Source organism: Helicobacter pylori (genome assembly GCF_021062735.1).
Taxonomy (GTDB): domain Bacteria; phylum Campylobacterota; class Campylobacteria; order Campylobacterales; family Helicobacteraceae; genus Helicobacter; species Helicobacter pylori_DN.
In genome coordinates this window covers 1-15,211 of the sequence record NZ_JAHXLB010000006.1, presented here as the reverse complement: position 1 = coordinate 15,211, position 15,211 = coordinate 1, and the positions used below count along the sequence as shown (strand labels likewise).

The window sequence follows — 15,211 nt, the reverse complement described above, 5'->3', positions numbered from 1 at the left end:
ATCATGGAGCATTCTAAATTAAAGGCGATCACATGTTTGAAAAAATACGCAAGATTTTAGCGGATATTGAAGATTCGCAAAATGAAATTGAAATGCTTTTAAAATTAGCGAATTTGAGTTTGGGGGATTTTATTGAAATTAAAAGAGGGAGCATGGACATGCCAAAGAGCGTGAATGAAGCGTTTTTTACGCAATTAAGCGAAGAAGTGGAGCGATTAAAGGAGCTTATTAACGCTTTAAATAAAATCAAAAAAGGGTTATTGGTGTTTTAAATGTGTGGGATTGTAGGTTATATAGGGGATAGCGAGAAAAAATCCGTTCTTTTAGAGGGATTAAAGGAATTGGAATACAGAGGTTATGACAGCGCTGGCTTAGCCGTATTGAGCGGTGATTGTTTGGAAGTGTTTAAAACTCAAGGGAAATTAGAAAACCTTAAAACAGAACTTAAAAATAAAGAGTTTTTGGATTTTGGCGTGAGTATCGCTCATACTAGATGGGCCACGCATGGCAAGCCAAGCAGCGCGAACGCCCACCCGCATTTTACAGAAAATTTAGCCTTAGTGCATAATGGCATCATTGAAAATTACGCGAGTTTGAAAAAAGAATTGGAAAACAAAGGGCATGCGTTTTTAAGCCAAACGGACACGGAAGTCATTGCGCATTTATTAGAAGAAACGCTTAAAAGCGAGAGCGATTTATTGAAAGCCTTTAAAAAAAGCATCAGCCTTTTAAAAGGGAGTTATGCGATTTTAATGCTCCATAAAAGGGCTAAAGAGAGCTTGTTTTACGCTAAATCTTCTTCGCCTTTAATCGTGGGTAAGGGCAAAGAAGGGGTGTTTTTTGCGTCAAGTTTGAGCGTGTTAGCCCCTAAAGTGGATCAATTTGTCATTTTAGAAGAAAACAGCGTGGGGCAGATTTCTTTAGAAAATTTTAAAGATTTAAAAAATATTGAAAACATGAAAGATTACGCTTTTGAGGATAAAGATTATTCTAAAGGGGATTTTAGGAATTATTTAGAAAAAGAGATTTATGAGCAGCATAGCAGTTTGTTGGAGTGTTTGGAGGGGCGCTTGGAAGCCTTGAATGTGTATTGCGAGATCGATCCTAAATTTTTAGAAAATGTGAGCGAGATCACGCTGTGTTCTTGCGGGAGCAGTTACCATGCGAGTTTGGCGAGCGTGTATTTGTTTGAAAGATTAGCCAAAATAAGAGCGAGGGCCATTTTAGCGAGCGAATACCGCTACGCTCATTTTAAAAGCAACCCCAACGAGCTTTTTATAGCGATTTCTCAAAGCGGCGAAACCGCTGACACTTTAGAGGCGTTAAAGTTAGCCAAAGCCCAAGGGCTTAAAACCATTAGCTTGTGTAACGCTCCTTTTAGCATGATGAGCCGCATTAGCGATCATGTGCTTTTGATTAGAGCGGGGGTGGAGAGGAGCGTGGCATCCACTAAGGCGTTTTCTTCGCAAGTGATGCTTTTATGGCTTTTGAGCGTGTATATAGGCAAACAGCTAGGGACAATCTCTAAAGAAGAAGAAAAGATTCAGGCTAAAAACATGCTCAATAGCGTGAAGGCGATGAAAGTAGAGCCTAAATTGCATGAAAAAATCAAGCGCTTATCCAAACGCTACTTGCATGGGCATGGCTTTTTTTATATCGGGCGCGATGTGTTTTACCCGCTCGCTTTAGAAGGAGCGTTAAAACTCAAAGAGATCAGCTACTTGCATGCTGAGGGGTATGCGAGCGCGGAGATGAAGCATGGGCCTATTGCGCTAGTGGATTCCAACCTTTTTACCATTGCTTTATTGTCTAAACATCTGTTGTTTGATAAAACCAAAAGCAATATTGAAGAATTGAGCGCTAGGGATTCTACGATTTGCGTGTTAAGCTCTGAAATTTTAGAGATCGCTGATGATTTTATCCAGTTAGAAGAGAGCGAAAGCTACATGGAAGAATTTTTCCGCATGAATTTAGCGATGCAGCTTTTAGCCTTAGAAATCGCTATGCGCTTAAATCATGATGTGGATCACCCAAGAAACTTAGCTAAAAGCGTTACCGTGGAATAAAAGCGATATAGGAGTAAGATAATGGAAGTGATTTGTAAGCACTACACCCCTTTAGACATTGCAAGCCAAGCGATCCGCACTTGCTGGCAGAGCTTTGAATACAGCGATGATGGAGGCTCTAAAGATAAGGAATTGATCCACAGGGTGGGGAATATTTTTAGGCATTCTTCCACTTTAGAGCATCTTTATTACAATTTTGAAATCAAGGGTTTGAGCAGGGGGGCGTTGCAAGAATTGAGCCGGCATCGAATAGCGAGCTTGAGCGTGAAATCAAGCCGTTACACTTTAAGGGAATTGAAAGAAGTGGAGAGCTTTTTACCCCTTAATGAAACGAATTTAGAAAGAGCCAAAGAGTTTTTAGTGTTTGTGGATAATGAAAAAGTGAATGCAATGAGCGTTTTAGCTTTGGAAAATCTTAGGGTTTTATTGAGCGAGCATAACATTAAAAACGATTTAGCCAAATACGCCATGCCAGAGAGCTATAAAACGCATTTAGCCTATAGCATTAACGCTAGGAGCTTGCAAAATTTATTGACTTTAAGAAGCAGTAATAAAGCCTTAAAAGAAATGCAAGATTTAGCCAAAGCCTTATTTGACGCTTTGCCTGGCGAGCATCAATATTTGTTTGAAGATTGCTTGAAGCACTAGAATTAAAAATACCGCTTTTCAATAACGCTAATTCTTTAAGGTTTTAAAAACGCCTTGTTTTTAGCGTTTGACTAGATGAAGTTTAAGGGGGTTTGTTGTAGGATTTCATCATGCCCCATAAGTTCGCTTTATGGGGCAGACCAACATTGTAAGGAGCATGTTATGCCTAAGACACATAACAAACGCTCTTGGAAAACATTATACTTTGAGTTTGCTTTTTTAGGGCTTAAAGTGATCGTTTCTGTGAAACGCTGATTTTCTAAGAGCGTTCCCCTGAGTTTAAAAGTTTAGGGGTTTCCTTTTCAAGCGGGTTTGTCCTTGACTTTTGGGGCGTTTTATAGGCTTCTAAGCTGTTTTTATCTAAAATCTCTTTTCTCAAGTTTTTGGGGAGGTTTTTGACACATTCTTTTCTGTCGGCTTCAGTTTTGGCGTTTTCCAAACAATCTAGAGCCTGTTGTTCCAAAAGTTTCCTAGCTTCAGGCGTGAGCAGTTTCTCATATGGCTCTAAGAGATAGCTTGGTAAAAAACACATTCCATTAGACACTTTTGTGATCATTTTGGAAGCAAACGACAATGCCTAATCTTTACATTGCAGAAAAAGCTAGCATGGGTCGTCTGATCGCTAGCGCGCTTTCAAATGATTACAACGCTCCTTGATTAGTGTTGAGACATTTAGCGATTTGGTTTAAATTGTTTCCCCACTTAGCTAATTCAATAACTAGTTCTTTATTAGCGATCGCTTTTTGTTTTTTAGATTTTGTTGGAGTTTGTGAGTTTTGAGTTAAAAGAGAGTTTAAAACCAATTGCGAAAAGTTTAAATTTTTTTCTTGCATTTGAGTTTGGATAGTTTGCCATTCTGTTTGTGATAATCTTAAAATTTTTGTAATCGTTTTTTTTGTAACAAGCTTTTCCATGTTTTTTTGGCTATCCCTTAATATGATTTAGGGGGGTCAAGGGGGTTTGCCCCACTGCGAGAATAAGCGGTATTTATAGCCGCCGTTATTTGTGGTTACCCATTTTATTGTGGTTAAGTTTGGATATAATGGGGTTATTATGATTGATTGAGTTAAGGAGATAAGATGTTAAAAAATGTAGAAATGGGGGCTAATTTTTATAAAGAGCTTGGCAAATTAGAAAAACAATTAGCTAAATATCAAAGTAAAGTTTTAGAAATTAAAACACAAATGAAAGAGATTAAAAAGCAATATTCTCAAGCTAAGAAAGAGGAGAATTTAGCTAATAAATATATTCCTAATGATGAGTTAAAAAAGATTTATTAGATATTGATAATCCTAATACGACTGAAAACTTTAAGCCTAAGAATGCTAGTGAAATTTGGTAATTCGCTCTTAATTCTTAGGAGTCAATAGAGAGTTAAAGCCAATTTTTAACCCCTAGAAAATCCACCCGTAATTAAAAAACACTTTAAAATGACTGCCCCCTTCATTCAGGGTGATAGAATTGGTGGTTGCACCATCGCTAGAAACGACCCTATATTTCAACTGGACTAAAGGAACGCTAATGCCTATAGAATATTTAGAATGCTTGTAGCGGTAATTCAACCCACCGGTTACATTTAAATTACCGCTCCCTTTGTATTGGTTCAACAAATAATAGCTGTTGTATAAACCCCTTAACCCCCCAAACACCCCAAGAGAGGAAGTGAAAACCCTCTTAGTTAGATTGTTTTTAGGGTTCTTTTCGTTGGTGTAATTGGTGATAAAATCAAACAACACATCCATCCCCACGCCATAGCTTAATTGTTGGATTTTTTTGTTATTGGCTTGAGCGTAGTTGTATTTGATAATGCCATAAGAAGACAGCCCTAGATAATCGTTAAAATATTTTTGATAGCCCATTTTAAGATTAACGCCTAATAGGGGGGCTCCAAAGGGCCGTGAGGTTTTTGAAGTGCGGTAGGTAGTGGCGCTAGATTTAGTAGATGAAAGGCTTTGACTGATCGCGCTAAGCATAGTGGTCGCAAAATCTTGCGTGTTCAAACTAGCGTTTAAATAGTTGGTTTGGCTGCTCAAATTAGTGTAATCCACCGGTAGGGCGTTTTGATCAATGAGTTGCTGCCAAACCGCGCTTGTAACGCCTATAACCCCAGCGGGGACTTGAGAACAATCAGTATAGATGGAGTTAGGATAGCTGCCCGCTGTATAGGGCTTATCTTTAAAACGAGAACACACATCATAGAAAGAGCCATCGGTATCTCGCACTTCGTGCCCGTTGTCAAATACTTGCACTTCTTTCCCATCCACTTGCTCTATCCTCCCACCCTTACAGCGCTCTTCTGGCCCACTGCCTTCTTCACACATGCGCACCCTTTGATAAGTCATGTTCCCATTATGCGTATAGCCTAAAGTATGCCCGTATTCATGGATAATGTCTCTTAATTGCATGATGGCGACTTTATTCAAATCTTTGCCAAACAGTATTTCAGGATCTAAGAAAGGAGACAATATCCCTAAAGCGCCATAGTTGATGCCATCATCGCCTGGGCCATTCGGGCCACCATATTGAGACCCTAACCCTAAATCCCCTCCTCTTGGGGGTAAGAGATTCACATAAATATTATTAGCGACTCTATAGCTATAGATGACATCTTGCGGCGTTAATATCACTGAGCCTGTTTGTCCGTTTTCTATATTGTATTCATCTCCAGCGTTTTTAGCGATCAATTTAGGATCAACAAGCCCATCGTTGTAAGGATTCACGCATGTAAGGTAATCAGAATAACATGGTGCTGACAGGTTGTTATCGCTAAACTGGAAAGGAGCGTTTTTAACCGCATCTTCCCAAGATTTAGAATCAAACACCGCCATCATGTTCAGCATTAAATTGGTCAAATTTTTAGCGTCTTGAGAGGTGAAAGGCGGCACTTTAGCCACACAATTTGCTTTATCTTCGTATGGAGGGCATGGGGGTTTAGAGCCACTACCGTTACCACTAGAAAATTGGTTGTAATTGATATAGGTCATTTGAAGATTGGTTGTAACCTTACTGAGCTTATCAAACAGATTCTGCGTGCTGGCATCAGAAAATCGTGTGGTGGTGGTTTGGAGTTGTTGGAAGCCATCAGCGTTAAGTTGCGGATCGTTAAACAAGCTTGCGGGCAGAATGATTTGAGATTGTTTAGGGATAGTCTCTATCACGCCCAAACTGACTACATTGCCTTGATTGTCTGTATAACTAAGCTCAATATTGTTTAAATTATAAGGCAAGAAGTTTTGTATCATAATCAAGCTGTTATTGCCATAGCCTGCTTCCTCAGCGCTTTCTTGGTTGTAAGCGGTTACATACACAGGGGTTAAAGAATAAAAGGTTAAGTTGGTGATATTGTCCTCTGCAAATAACTCAGTCGCATTCTTTAAAATGGTGCTTTGGGATATGTAGTATTTCCCATAGGTGCTTTGAGGGGTAATGGGTTTTGGTTTGGGTTTGGGTTTTTCTTGAGTTGTGGCTATGGTTTGTTCTTGGGTTTGCGTGCCTTGTAATAGCCCAGTTTCAAACCCGGCTTCTACAAAAAAGCCGTCTTTTTGGTGCTTTTGGTAGGCTTCTAAAGCGGTGAATGAGCTGATTAGGGACAAACAAATCGTTTTGCTAACGAGTTTTAACATAAAATCTCCTTAATGGTCTTTTCTAACATTTTTACTCAAAAATAGCTTATAGTATGTATATATTTTAAACTAGCTTATTTTACCCCTTTTTGAAAAATGGCAGTATTGTTTTTGTGAATAATATGGGTATTAAACGGCGCTAATGCGTAAAAAAGTCTCAAAAAGTGGCGCTAAAAAGGGGTTTTAACCCATTCTTTAAGCGGTTTCATTTACCTAAGCAAAATTCGCTAAACATGCTGTCTAGCATTTGGCTGGTTTCATAAGGGCGGGTGAGCGAGTTCAAGTTTTCTATCGCGCTTAAAAGATGATAAGAAAAAAGCTCTAAAGTTTCTAAATGGTCTTTAGCGTTTTGCAATTCAAAAATGGCGTTTTCTAGGGCGGTTTTTTGGGCTAGGGAAGTGAGTAAAAGCTTGTTTTGAGTGTCTAGTTTGGGGAAAAAGGCGCTGATTTTTTGGCTCAAATCTTTCAAACAAGCCTTGGAATTTAGGGTGTTGGTTTCTAGTAAAGAATAAGGGATTTTAAGATAAGATTTTAAGATTTCAAGCTCCAGCTTGGGCACTAAATCGTTTTTATTCAAAACAACAATGCAAGGCTTTTTAGCGCGATTAAGGGTGTCAATAAGGTTAAAATCTTCTTTTTCTAGGGGTTTAGAAAGATCAAACACGCCTAAAATAATGTCGCAATTTTCTAAACTTTTAAGGCTTTTTTCAATCCCTAAGCGCTCTATTTTATCCGTGCTCTCTCTAATGCCAGCCGTATCAATCAAGCGCACCTTATGCCCTTGCAATTCAATGACTTCTTCTATGGTGTCTCTTGTTGTGCCTTTAATATCGCTCACTAAAGCCCTTTCTTCTAAAAGCATGGCGTTCAATAGGGAGCTTTTGCCAGCATTGGGTTTGCCAACAATGCTTAAGGCATGCCCTTTGTTTTTTTGTTTTTGCATGTTAGAAAAATCCAGTAAGTCTTTAAAAGAGGCGATTTGCTTTTCTAAATTTTGAGACACTTCATTTAAAAAATCGCTAGGAATGTCTTCTTCGCTATAATCAATCAAAACTTCTGAGCTCGCTAAAAGCTTTAAAAGATTATTTCTAGCCTCTTCAATAAAAATTTTTAACTCGCCCTTAAGCTGCCTGGCTAGAGCGTTTAAAACGCTTTCATCTTCACAAAGGATGAGCTGAACGCTCGCTTCAATCTCGCTCAAATCCATTTTATGGTTTAAAAAGGCTTTTTTACTAAATTCCCCCGCTTTAGCAAGCCTAGATCCTAAATTCAAACAAGCTTGTAAGATATGTTGCGCTAAAAGAGGACTCCCATGGCATTGGATTTCACACACATCTTCGCCGGTGAAACTATAGGGGGCTTTGAAATAAATCACTAACGCTTTGTCTAATAAAACACCACTAGAAAAAATGTCGCGCACATAAGCGTATCTGGGGGTGAAGTCTTGTTTTTGGGTGAGTTGTTTGAGAATGTTTAGAGCGTTATTGCCGCTGATTTTAATAACGCTAATCGCTCCCTTGCCTAAAGGGGTAGCGATAGCGGCGATGGTGTCATTCATTGTTAAAGTCGTTGATGACGATGTATTTTTCATCGTTTAAGTTGGTTTTGATGGAAACATATTTGTTAGGGAACGCTTTTCGTAATTTCTTTAAAGCGATATAGGTTAAAACGCCATCAGGGGCTTTCATCTGCCCCTTACCCACTTCATGAACGGTCATGATCGTGCTTTGGAGTTGCGCTTCCATAACCTTTTCTTGGTTTTGTAAAAAAGTGGAGATTTCTAAGCGGATATTATAGCCATAAGTAGGGTGGATCCAGTTAAAGAGCAAGTAAGAAAGGGCTTTGTAACGATAACCTTTTTCGCCAATCAAAAGAGCGGAATCTTCGCCATCAATATCAATCAATAAAACCCCCGGTTCATAAAGACTCACTTCCACTTTGTTGATTTTATAGGGCAAGTGGGAGAACAAGTCTTTCAATTCTTGTTTAATTTCATGGAGTTTGTCTCCATTATGAGATTCTTCTTTAAGGTTTTTTTTAGGGGGTTTAGGGGTGGTTATTTCTTCTTGCGGTGTTTCTATTTCTAAGTTTTGTTTTTTTTCTTCTGCACTTTGATGAGTTTCTTTCGTGTTGGTTTCTTTAACGCTCTCTTCTTGAACCTCTTTAACCTCTTTAACGCTTTCTTTAACGCCCGCTAAAATAATGGCTTCTTTTTTACCAATGCTTAAAAACCCTTTAGAGGGCGTTTGAATGACTTCGTATTGCAAATTGATAATGGGGCAATTCAAGGTGATAGAAGCTTGAATGAGGGCTTCTTCTAAGGTTTTGGCTTTGATTTCAATAAAATTTTGCATCAACTTTCCTTTTTGTTTTGCGCGTGCATGCGTTTTTTATTCTCTAAGACTTTATTAATGATGAGTTGTTGCAACACCGAAAGGATGTTGTTCGTGGTCCAATACAAGACTAACCCTGCAGGGAAAGTGATTAAAAAGATTGTGAATAATAGGGGTAAGAGTTTAAAAATCTTTGCTTGCATGGGATCGGTCATGGTGTTTGGCGTAACGCCTTGGTGCCAATACATAGACGCTCCCATAAGAAGCGGTAAAATAAAATACGGATCCATGATAGATAGATCATGAATCCATAGAATCCACTCTGAGCTTTTCAATTCCACAGCGTTATAAAGCACTCTATAAATCGCAAAAAACACCGGGATTTGTAAGATCAAGGGCAGACAACCCCCTAGCGGGTTAGCCCCATGTTTTTTGTAAAGCTGCATCATGTGGGCTTGCAACTTTTGGGGCTCGCCCTTGTATTTTTCTTGGAGTTCTTTCATTTTAGGGGCTAATTCTTTGAGCTTTTGCATGCTCACCATGCCCTTATAGCTTAAGGGGTAGAGGACAATGCGCACGATAATCGTTAAAAGAATGATAGCCCAACCCCAGTTGCCCACAAATTGATACAAATAATCCAGTAAAACAAACACGCCTTTGGCAAAGAAAGTGATCAAGCCGTATTCTATCACATCAGTGAGCATGGGCGAAATCGCTTTCAAAGAGCGGTAATCCTTAGGGCCAATATAGCCATGCAAATTTGCTTCATTTTTAAGGGAAATGAACCCTAAGGGGTTTTTAGTGCCGATTTCTGAATCAATTAAGGCTTCAAAACCTTGAGGATCTTTAGTGAAAAGCAAGGTGGTGAAATACCTATCCACGCTGGATAAAAAGAGGGTGTTAGAAAAGCGTTTGATCTCTTTAGCGTCTTTATCTTCAATTTTTTCAATTTTTTTGTCGTTGTTTTCTAAAAGCACGCCTGAAAAGGTGTAGCTGTCCAAATCAGCCACCGGTCTGTAACCATTGGTGATCACATAGCTAGGGATAATGTTGTTGGGCGATTTGAAGGCGATTTTTAAATCATAATGCAAATCATCATAAAAAGTCAGGGTTTTAATGATGGTAAGAGTGCCTAAATCTTGGGTTAAAACAAGCTGTTCATTAGGCCCAAGAGTGGTTTTTGAAGCGCTATAAGGGGTGTTGAACGCTTTGTTATTGAGCGTAGGGTCTAAAAAACGCACTTCTAAAGGCTTGAGTTTATCGGTTGCTAAAAGGGGGAGCTCTTTTAGGGGGGTTTGCGGGTTAGCTTTGGGGTTAAAAAGATGGCTCACATGCTCTAAAAAGCCCTTTTGTTTAGGGGTTAGATACTTTTTATCCTTGAGATAGACCTGTTTGATACGCCCTAAAAAGTCAATTTCAATTCTGGCATGCTCAAAAGAAATCGTGCTTAACAAATTCTCTTGGGGGATTGCTTGAGTAGTGTTAAAAGCGTTGGGCGTGTTGGAGTTTGTTGCTGTGTGGTTGTTGGTTGTTTCTTGCTTTGGGGTTGTTGTTTTGTTTGGTTTTTGGAAAAAATAGCTGTAAATAGCGATAAACAAGAAAGACAGAGCGATCGCTAAAATCAGATTCGTGTTGTTGTTTTTATTCATTGTGATTAAACCTTAATGATGTAGTAAGTTGTGCGGCTTTTTGCAGTAGGAACGAGCCAAAAAGTAATGGTTTTAAAATTGCGATTAAAATCTTTATGAGATTGGAGCAAATTCGGGCGTTTCAAGCGAGTAGTAGGGTAAGCAATGCCTCCAGAGCAAAAAGGGTTGCATGAGAGTATCCTTATAGCGATTTTACCCATAGCACTCAAAGGGTTTTCAAAATAAAGCAACCACAGAGCGTAGTTGGAGCAAGTGGGGTAAAACCGACAGCTTGAAAAGGTGAAAGCCGAAAAAAAGCGTTGGTAACCCCTAATTGATGCCGTAAAAATCGCACTCAAAAAAGGCGTTTTATTGTTTCGCATAGGTATGAGTTATTCCTTTTTTCAAGCCCTTTAAGGCTTTGTTCATATAGTTTTTAATGGAAGTTAGCATTTCTAAAAAATGTTTTTCTAAAGCCCAAAAATCTAAATGGTAACAATCGCTTCTAGGCACAAACACCAAAGCAAGCCCTTGACAAAGCGCAGCATGCTTTAATGTAAGCGAACGAAAACGGCGTTTGATAAGGTTTCGTTTCACGGCGTTGCCGACTTTTTTGGACACGCTTAAACCTAATAAATAAAGTGCTTTTTTGTCTTTAAGCCTACAAGAGAGCGGATCTTTAAAGCCCTCTTTTTCTTTTGGTGGCTCTTTTGATAAATCCAAAACAAAGAGCGAAAAAAAAGGGTTGTGTTTTTTGAAACCTTTTTGATAAACCCTATCAAACTCACTCTTGTTTTTTAAAGAGTCATAGGGTTTAGACGGAAAGCTTTTTTCTGCCCTTAGCTCGTCTGGCATTAATCACCTTGCGCCCGTTTTTGGTTTTCATCCTCACAAGAAAGCCATGGGTTCGCTTTCTTGGGGTGTTGTGTGGTTGGTAAGTGCGTTTCATTTAAAACTCCCTTGAATAAAAATTAAACATAAACACAGATTTTAGCTAAAGAATGCTAAAAATTGACTAAAACTAATTTTTTTGATTCTTTTTATCTTCAACAAGAATGTAAAGCTGCTTCAGATCGTTAGTTTGCAACAAATCCACTACTTTGATGAAGTTATCCAAATTGCTTTTCTTATCGCCTTGCAAGACAATAGGGGTGTCTTTAGCCAAAGTGGAAACCTTGTGTTTTAAATTTTCAAAGCTGATTTCTTTATCGTCTAAATAGAAAGAGCCTTTATTGGAAATGGAGATCGTAACTTGTTTTTTGTCCAACACATCTTTAGAATCAGTGCTGTCTTTATCCACTTGGGGAATGCTAATAGGGAGCTTTGAAGTTTGCACAAAAGACGCTGTTGTAAGCACGATCACTAGCAACACAAGCATGATGTCAATGAAAGGCACCACATTCATGGATTCTACTTTTTTCACCGCTTAATCCTTAGCTTTGTTATAAATCTCATGGGATTGCGTGTCAACCGGGTGGTGGAAAATATCCCATTTAGTGACTAAAATTTCGCTTTTTCTCACTAGCAAGTTATAAATCACAATCGCAGGGATCGCTACCAATAACCCCATGCCAGTCGCTTTCAAAGCAAGGGCCAAATTCGTCATGATCGCTTTAGTGTCAATGCCAGAAGCGGATCCTAAATCCATAAAAGTGAGCATGATCCCCATAACCGTTCCTAAAAGACCGATATAAGGGGCGTTAGAGCCAATCGTGGCCACTAAAGTCAGTCGTTTGTGTAAGGCCAGTTCTAATTTACGCTTGTCTGTGTAGTCATCTACACGAAGAGTGGCAAAAAACCACAACCTTTCTATTGCGATCGCTACAACGATAACAGAGAGAAAGATCAAAAACCCTATAACCCCATAATCTACCATTTCTTTCATTATTATCCTTTAAAGTGGTGTTTTAAATCAGTAAGAATTTCTTTATTGAGTGCTTTTTCTTTGAGACTTTGTCTTTTGTCGTGCAATCTTTTTCCTTTCACTAAAGCAATTTGGATTTTAGCTCTATTTCTTTGGTTAAAATACAATTTCAATCCTACGATACTCAAGCGTTCTTTAGACGCTTCAATCTGCCATTTCAATAATTGCTTTTTGTGTAAAAGCAACTTACGCTCTCGCTTTTCATTGGGCTTGTAATACGCATGGATTGTATCTAAATATGATATATGAACACCAAATAAAAAAGCTTCTCCCTTGATTATTTTAACAAAATTATCTTTTAAATTCACCCTAGTTTGCCTCAAAGCCTTCACTTCAGAGCCTAAAAGCGCTAATCCCGCTTCCAAAGTTTCCAAAATTTCATAGTCAAAATAGGCTTTTTTATTGCTGGCAATGAGTTTCATTCGCCCCCTTTTGACGCAGGCTTTAGCCTAAAAAACGCGCTCCCGCTCCCGCTAAAAAACCACTCCTTGCCTAATTCGCTTTCTATATCTCTTAAGGCTTGGTTAGTGAGTAAAGCCGGTTTTAAAAGATCGTTTAATTCGTTTCTGTCATAAGTTTTTAGGCATTCTAAACTCGGCTTTTTAAGCCACTCTTTGGCTTGAGAAAAACAAGCTTCAGGCTTATAGGCTTGATAAATGGCTTTGGTGCTGCAAAAAACATGGTTTGGCGTATAGATTTCTAGGCGATTTTCTAAAGGCTCTTCTTCAAAATTTTCAATAACTTCGCCATAAGAAGTAGCGTTAGCGCTTTTGTGTTGCGAGATGAAAAAGTTGGTGTCTGCGCCCACTAAAGATCCCATGCGATAAAGCTCTTCTAAACTCAAACGCCAGTCAAAAATGTGATTTAGATGATACAATAGCCCCCCAGCATCAGCGCTCCCACCGCCTAACCCGGCTTGAGTGGGGATGTTTTTTTCCACTTCAATCGCTAGGGTGTCTAGGGATTTGATTGTGGAATTAGAGAAATTTTTTGATTTTAAAAAATTTTTTAAAATTTGGAGAGCTTTAAAGAGCGAGTTTTCTTCTAAAGGGCAGTCAAAATCCCCTTTTAGTGAAAAAGAAAGCGTGCTTTTGACGCTGATAATATCTTTGAATTTATCTTTGACCAAACACATGCGAGAAATGAGCTTATGGTAAGCCCCTTCTTTGTGAAGGATCTTTAAAAAAATATTGACTTTAGGATAAACCTCAAAAGCATGCATCAAGGCTTAATGACCTTTTTGATGTTTTCTAACAAGCTTTCATCTACGGAGACAGAAGCTTTTTGGTTTTCGCTCACAATGGCCTCTTTGAGTTCAGCGCGCAAAATAAGGGTGCTTTCAGGCGCTTCAAACCCTAAACGCACACTCCCTCTATCTATGGAAATGACTTTAATGTGGATGTTATCATCAATGACAATCCCTTCATTAACTTTGCGGCTGAGTATGAGCATGTCTAGTTTCTTGTTCCTTATAGAGAAGAGCTAAACACAACGCTCTCTATAATATCGCCTTGTTTGATTTTATCCAAGACATTAAGGCTTTCTGCGTTTTTGATTTTGCCAAACACGGTATGCTCGCCATCTAGGTGGGGCAAATCCACAAAACACAAGAAAAATTGACTCCCCCCTGTATCTCTTCCGGCATGCGCCATAGAAATAGAGCCTCTTTTGTGCTTGTTGGGGTTATGAGCCACTTCGCATTTAATGCGGTGTCCTGGTCCGCCTGTGCCTGTGCCATAAGGGCAACCTCCTTGAGCCACAAAGCCTGCGATCACACGATGGAAATTAAGCCCATCATAAAAACCCTCTTTAGCTAGAGCTACAAAGTTACTCACCGCTTGGGGCGCATCTTTATAAAAAAGCTCTAAAGCGATATTGCCTTTATTGGTTTTGATCGTGGCGTAAGCGGTTTTTGCAAGCTCTTCTTCTTTAATTTCATAAGTTTTAATTGGATCCATCATAAACCTTTGCGATAAGCTTTTGTCATTCAAATGATTTATTATAGCAATAAATTAAAACAAATGGTATTTTGGCCGATAGTGTTGTAGGATACTTTTGAAATTTAAGCGGTAAGTTTGATAATGGCGTTTTGGCACAAAAGATTGGCGGTGGGTTGTTGTATCGTTTTATTTTCATACATGATGAACGCTAATAACATTCAAATCGTCAGAGACGATCCACCCCTTGATCCAACGCTCCCTGCATGGGTTTATTCTGTTGCGTTACTGAAAGTGTATTTTAGCGATGGGACTTATAAAGAAGGCTATGCGACTTTGCTCAAAAACGGGCGTTATATCGCTTCTTCTGAAACGCTTTATTCTAATGGCTTATACCCTAAAACGATTTTAGCCAAAATGCAAGACAGCAGCGCTAAAGAGCTGATTTGTATAGCCAGCTTGCGCCTTGAAGCGATGGATAGGGATCAAGGGCTTTCGCTTTTAAAAACCGCCGATTTTAGAGACGATTATTGCCATAAAAGAGAAGAGAGTTATTATCATGCAAGGATTTACACAAAATACGCTCAAACTTTTCATTCAAATCCTTATACCAATCAAAAAACACCCAATTCCGATCTCTACTACCCAGCATTGAATGAGGGGAATTCTTTTTCTATACAGATAACGGGCATTTCTGTGGCTGAACTTTTGAAATCTAAAAAGTTTCTTTCGCTTGATAGTTCTTTTAAAAAGGGGAGCGCGTTGTGGGGAGGGAGGCCTTATTTTAGCGAAGTGGGGGAGTTTATGGGAATGGCTAGCAGCACTTTAGAAAACCAAGAAAGTTTGGTGATTATCCCTAAAGAAAAGATCGTGCAATTTTTAAACGCTCTAAAAAATCAAAATATTTTCCCAAACATTCCCTAATTTTAAGCAAACCTTAAGCTTTGTATGACTATACTTTCATTTCCTTGTTTCAGCAAGGGCTTTTAAAAAGCCGCTTGATACCTTACAAGGATAGCTGATTAAAAGCAAACGATCTTTGAAAACTAAGC

General features: G+C 38.9%; 19 protein-coding genes and 2 pseudogenes. 6 read left to right on the top strand and 15 right to left on the bottom strand.

The genetic code is table 11. The features are described from left to right. Positions 1 to 32 precede the first annotated feature (32 nt). The 4 genes from KX581_RS03560 (at position 33) to KX581_RS03545 (ending at position 2,969) form a co-directional block, all read left to right on the top strand. On the top strand, positions 33 to 272 hold the full coding sequence (locus tag KX581_RS03560) for a DUF2443 domain-containing protein (RefSeq protein ID WP_000461839.1): 240 nt from the start codon (positions 33 to 35) through the stop codon (positions 270 to 272). Continuing rightward, a complete protein-coding gene (gene glmS, locus KX581_RS03555) occupies positions 273 to 2,066 on the top strand; it encodes a glutamine--fructose-6-phosphate transaminase (isomerizing) (RefSeq protein ID WP_231175608.1) in 1,794 nt (597 codons plus the stop codon). 21 nt (positions 2,067 to 2,087) lie between these two features. Continuing rightward, positions 2,088 to 2,714: an FAD-dependent thymidylate synthase gene (gene thyX, locus KX581_RS03550; protein ID WP_000451943.1), complete on the top strand. Its 627-nt coding sequence runs from the start codon at positions 2,088 to 2,090 to the stop codon at positions 2,712 to 2,714. Between the two features lie 75 nt (positions 2,715 to 2,789). Further along, the gene (locus tag KX581_RS03545; RefSeq protein WP_231175607.1) at positions 2,790 to 2,969 is read left to right on the top strand and encodes a hypothetical protein; all 180 of its coding nucleotides are present in this window, start codon (positions 2,790 to 2,792) and stop codon (positions 2,967 to 2,969) included. Positions 2,970 to 2,973: 4 nt separating this feature from the next. On the opposite strand, the gene KX581_RS03540 is transcribed toward KX581_RS03545, so the two are convergent. Beyond that, on the bottom strand, positions 2,974 to 3,246 hold the full coding sequence (locus KX581_RS03540; RefSeq protein ID WP_180385693.1) for a CagY family CD-EC repeat-containing protein: 273 nt from the start codon (positions 3,244 to 3,246) through the stop codon (positions 2,974 to 2,976). A 115-nt stretch (positions 3,247 to 3,361) separates the two neighbouring features. Further along, positions 3,362 to 3,628: pseudogene (locus KX581_RS03535) on the bottom strand (plasmid mobilization protein); the annotation flags it as partial. Between the two features lie 165 nt (positions 3,629 to 3,793). Between KX581_RS03535 and KX581_RS03530 the strand changes: the two are divergent. After that, a pseudogene (locus KX581_RS03530) lies at positions 3,794 to 4,056 on the top strand (jhp0828 family protein). Positions 4,057 to 4,108: 52 nt separating this feature from the next. Here the strand turns inward: KX581_RS03530 and KX581_RS03525 are convergent. The 13 genes from KX581_RS03525 to KX581_RS03465 form a co-directional block, all read right to left on the bottom strand. Next, positions 4,109 to 6,337 (bottom strand): outer membrane beta-barrel protein, encoded by a 2,229-nt coding sequence (locus KX581_RS03525; RefSeq protein WP_231175606.1) that lies wholly within the window; start codon positions 6,335 to 6,337, stop codon positions 4,109 to 4,111. Between the two features lie 205 nt (positions 6,338 to 6,542). Then, complete coding sequence (gene mnmE / locus KX581_RS03520; protein ID WP_231175605.1) at positions 6,543 to 7,895, bottom strand: tRNA uridine-5-carboxymethylaminomethyl(34) synthesis GTPase MnmE; 1,353 nt, start codon at positions 7,893 to 7,895, stop codon at positions 6,543 to 6,545. After that, complete coding sequence (locus KX581_RS03515; protein ID WP_231175604.1) at positions 7,888 to 8,691, bottom strand: Jag N-terminal domain-containing protein; 804 nt, start codon at positions 8,689 to 8,691, stop codon at positions 7,888 to 7,890. Before KX581_RS03515 ends, mnmE begins: the two co-directional genes overlap by 8 nt. Continuing rightward, positions 8,691 to 10,319, bottom strand: a complete 1,629-nt coding sequence (yidC, locus tag KX581_RS03510) for a membrane protein insertase YidC (RefSeq protein WP_231175603.1) — start codon at positions 10,317 to 10,319, stop codon at positions 8,691 to 8,693. Before yidC ends, KX581_RS03515 begins: the two co-directional genes overlap by 1 nt. Before the next feature lie 5 nt (positions 10,320 to 10,324). Further along, positions 10,325 to 10,681, bottom strand: a complete 357-nt coding sequence (gene yidD / locus KX581_RS03505) for a membrane protein insertion efficiency factor YidD (protein ID WP_231175602.1) — start codon at positions 10,679 to 10,681, stop codon at positions 10,325 to 10,327. After that, entirely contained in the window at positions 10,668 to 11,153 is a 486-nt protein-coding gene (rnpA, locus tag KX581_RS03500; protein WP_231175601.1) for a ribonuclease P protein component, read from the bottom strand. Before rnpA ends, yidD begins: the two co-directional genes overlap by 14 nt. Further along, positions 11,113 to 11,247 carry a 50S ribosomal protein L34 gene (gene rpmH, locus KX581_RS03495; protein ID WP_001847286.1) on the bottom strand — a complete coding sequence of 45 codons (135 nt, stop codon included), beginning with the start codon at positions 11,245 to 11,247 and terminating at the stop codon, positions 11,113 to 11,115. The genes rnpA and rpmH overlap by 41 nt, the downstream gene beginning before the upstream one ends. A 72-nt stretch (positions 11,248 to 11,319) precedes the next feature. Next, on the bottom strand, positions 11,320 to 11,721 hold the full coding sequence (locus KX581_RS03490) for an ExbD/TolR family protein (RefSeq protein WP_000755085.1): 402 nt from the start codon (positions 11,719 to 11,721) through the stop codon (positions 11,320 to 11,322). A 3-nt stretch (positions 11,722 to 11,724) separates the two neighbouring features. Next, positions 11,725 to 12,183, bottom strand: coding sequence for a TonB-system energizer ExbB (exbB, locus tag KX581_RS03485; RefSeq protein ID WP_120963761.1), 459 nt, complete (start codon positions 12,181 to 12,183; stop codon positions 11,725 to 11,727). A 2-nt stretch (positions 12,184 to 12,185) separates the two neighbouring features. Next, on the bottom strand, positions 12,186 to 12,644 hold the full coding sequence (gene smpB / locus KX581_RS03480) for an SsrA-binding protein (RefSeq protein ID WP_231175600.1): 459 nt from the start codon (positions 12,642 to 12,644) through the stop codon (positions 12,186 to 12,188). Next, positions 12,641 to 13,444 carry a 4-(cytidine 5'-diphospho)-2-C-methyl-D-erythritol kinase gene (locus KX581_RS03475; protein WP_231175599.1) on the bottom strand — a complete coding sequence of 268 codons (804 nt, stop codon included), beginning with the start codon at positions 13,442 to 13,444 and terminating at the stop codon, positions 12,641 to 12,643. Before KX581_RS03475 ends, smpB begins: the two co-directional genes overlap by 4 nt. Further along, positions 13,444 to 13,674: a carbon storage regulator gene (locus KX581_RS03470; protein WP_000906450.1), complete on the bottom strand. Its 231-nt coding sequence runs from the start codon at positions 13,672 to 13,674 to the stop codon at positions 13,444 to 13,446. Before KX581_RS03470 ends, KX581_RS03475 begins: the two co-directional genes overlap by 1 nt. Before the next feature lie 17 nt (positions 13,675 to 13,691). After that, positions 13,692 to 14,180 carry a peptidylprolyl isomerase gene (locus KX581_RS03465; RefSeq protein WP_001916231.1) on the bottom strand — a complete coding sequence of 163 codons (489 nt, stop codon included), beginning with the start codon at positions 14,178 to 14,180 and terminating at the stop codon, positions 13,692 to 13,694. A gap of 123 nt (positions 14,181 to 14,303) precedes the next feature. On the opposite strand from KX581_RS03465, the gene KX581_RS03460 reads away from it, so the two are divergent. Next, the gene (locus KX581_RS03460; protein WP_231175598.1) at positions 14,304 to 15,083 is read left to right on the top strand and encodes a hypothetical protein; all 780 of its coding nucleotides are present in this window, start codon (positions 14,304 to 14,306) and stop codon (positions 15,081 to 15,083) included. Positions 15,084 to 15,211 lie beyond the last annotated feature (128 nt).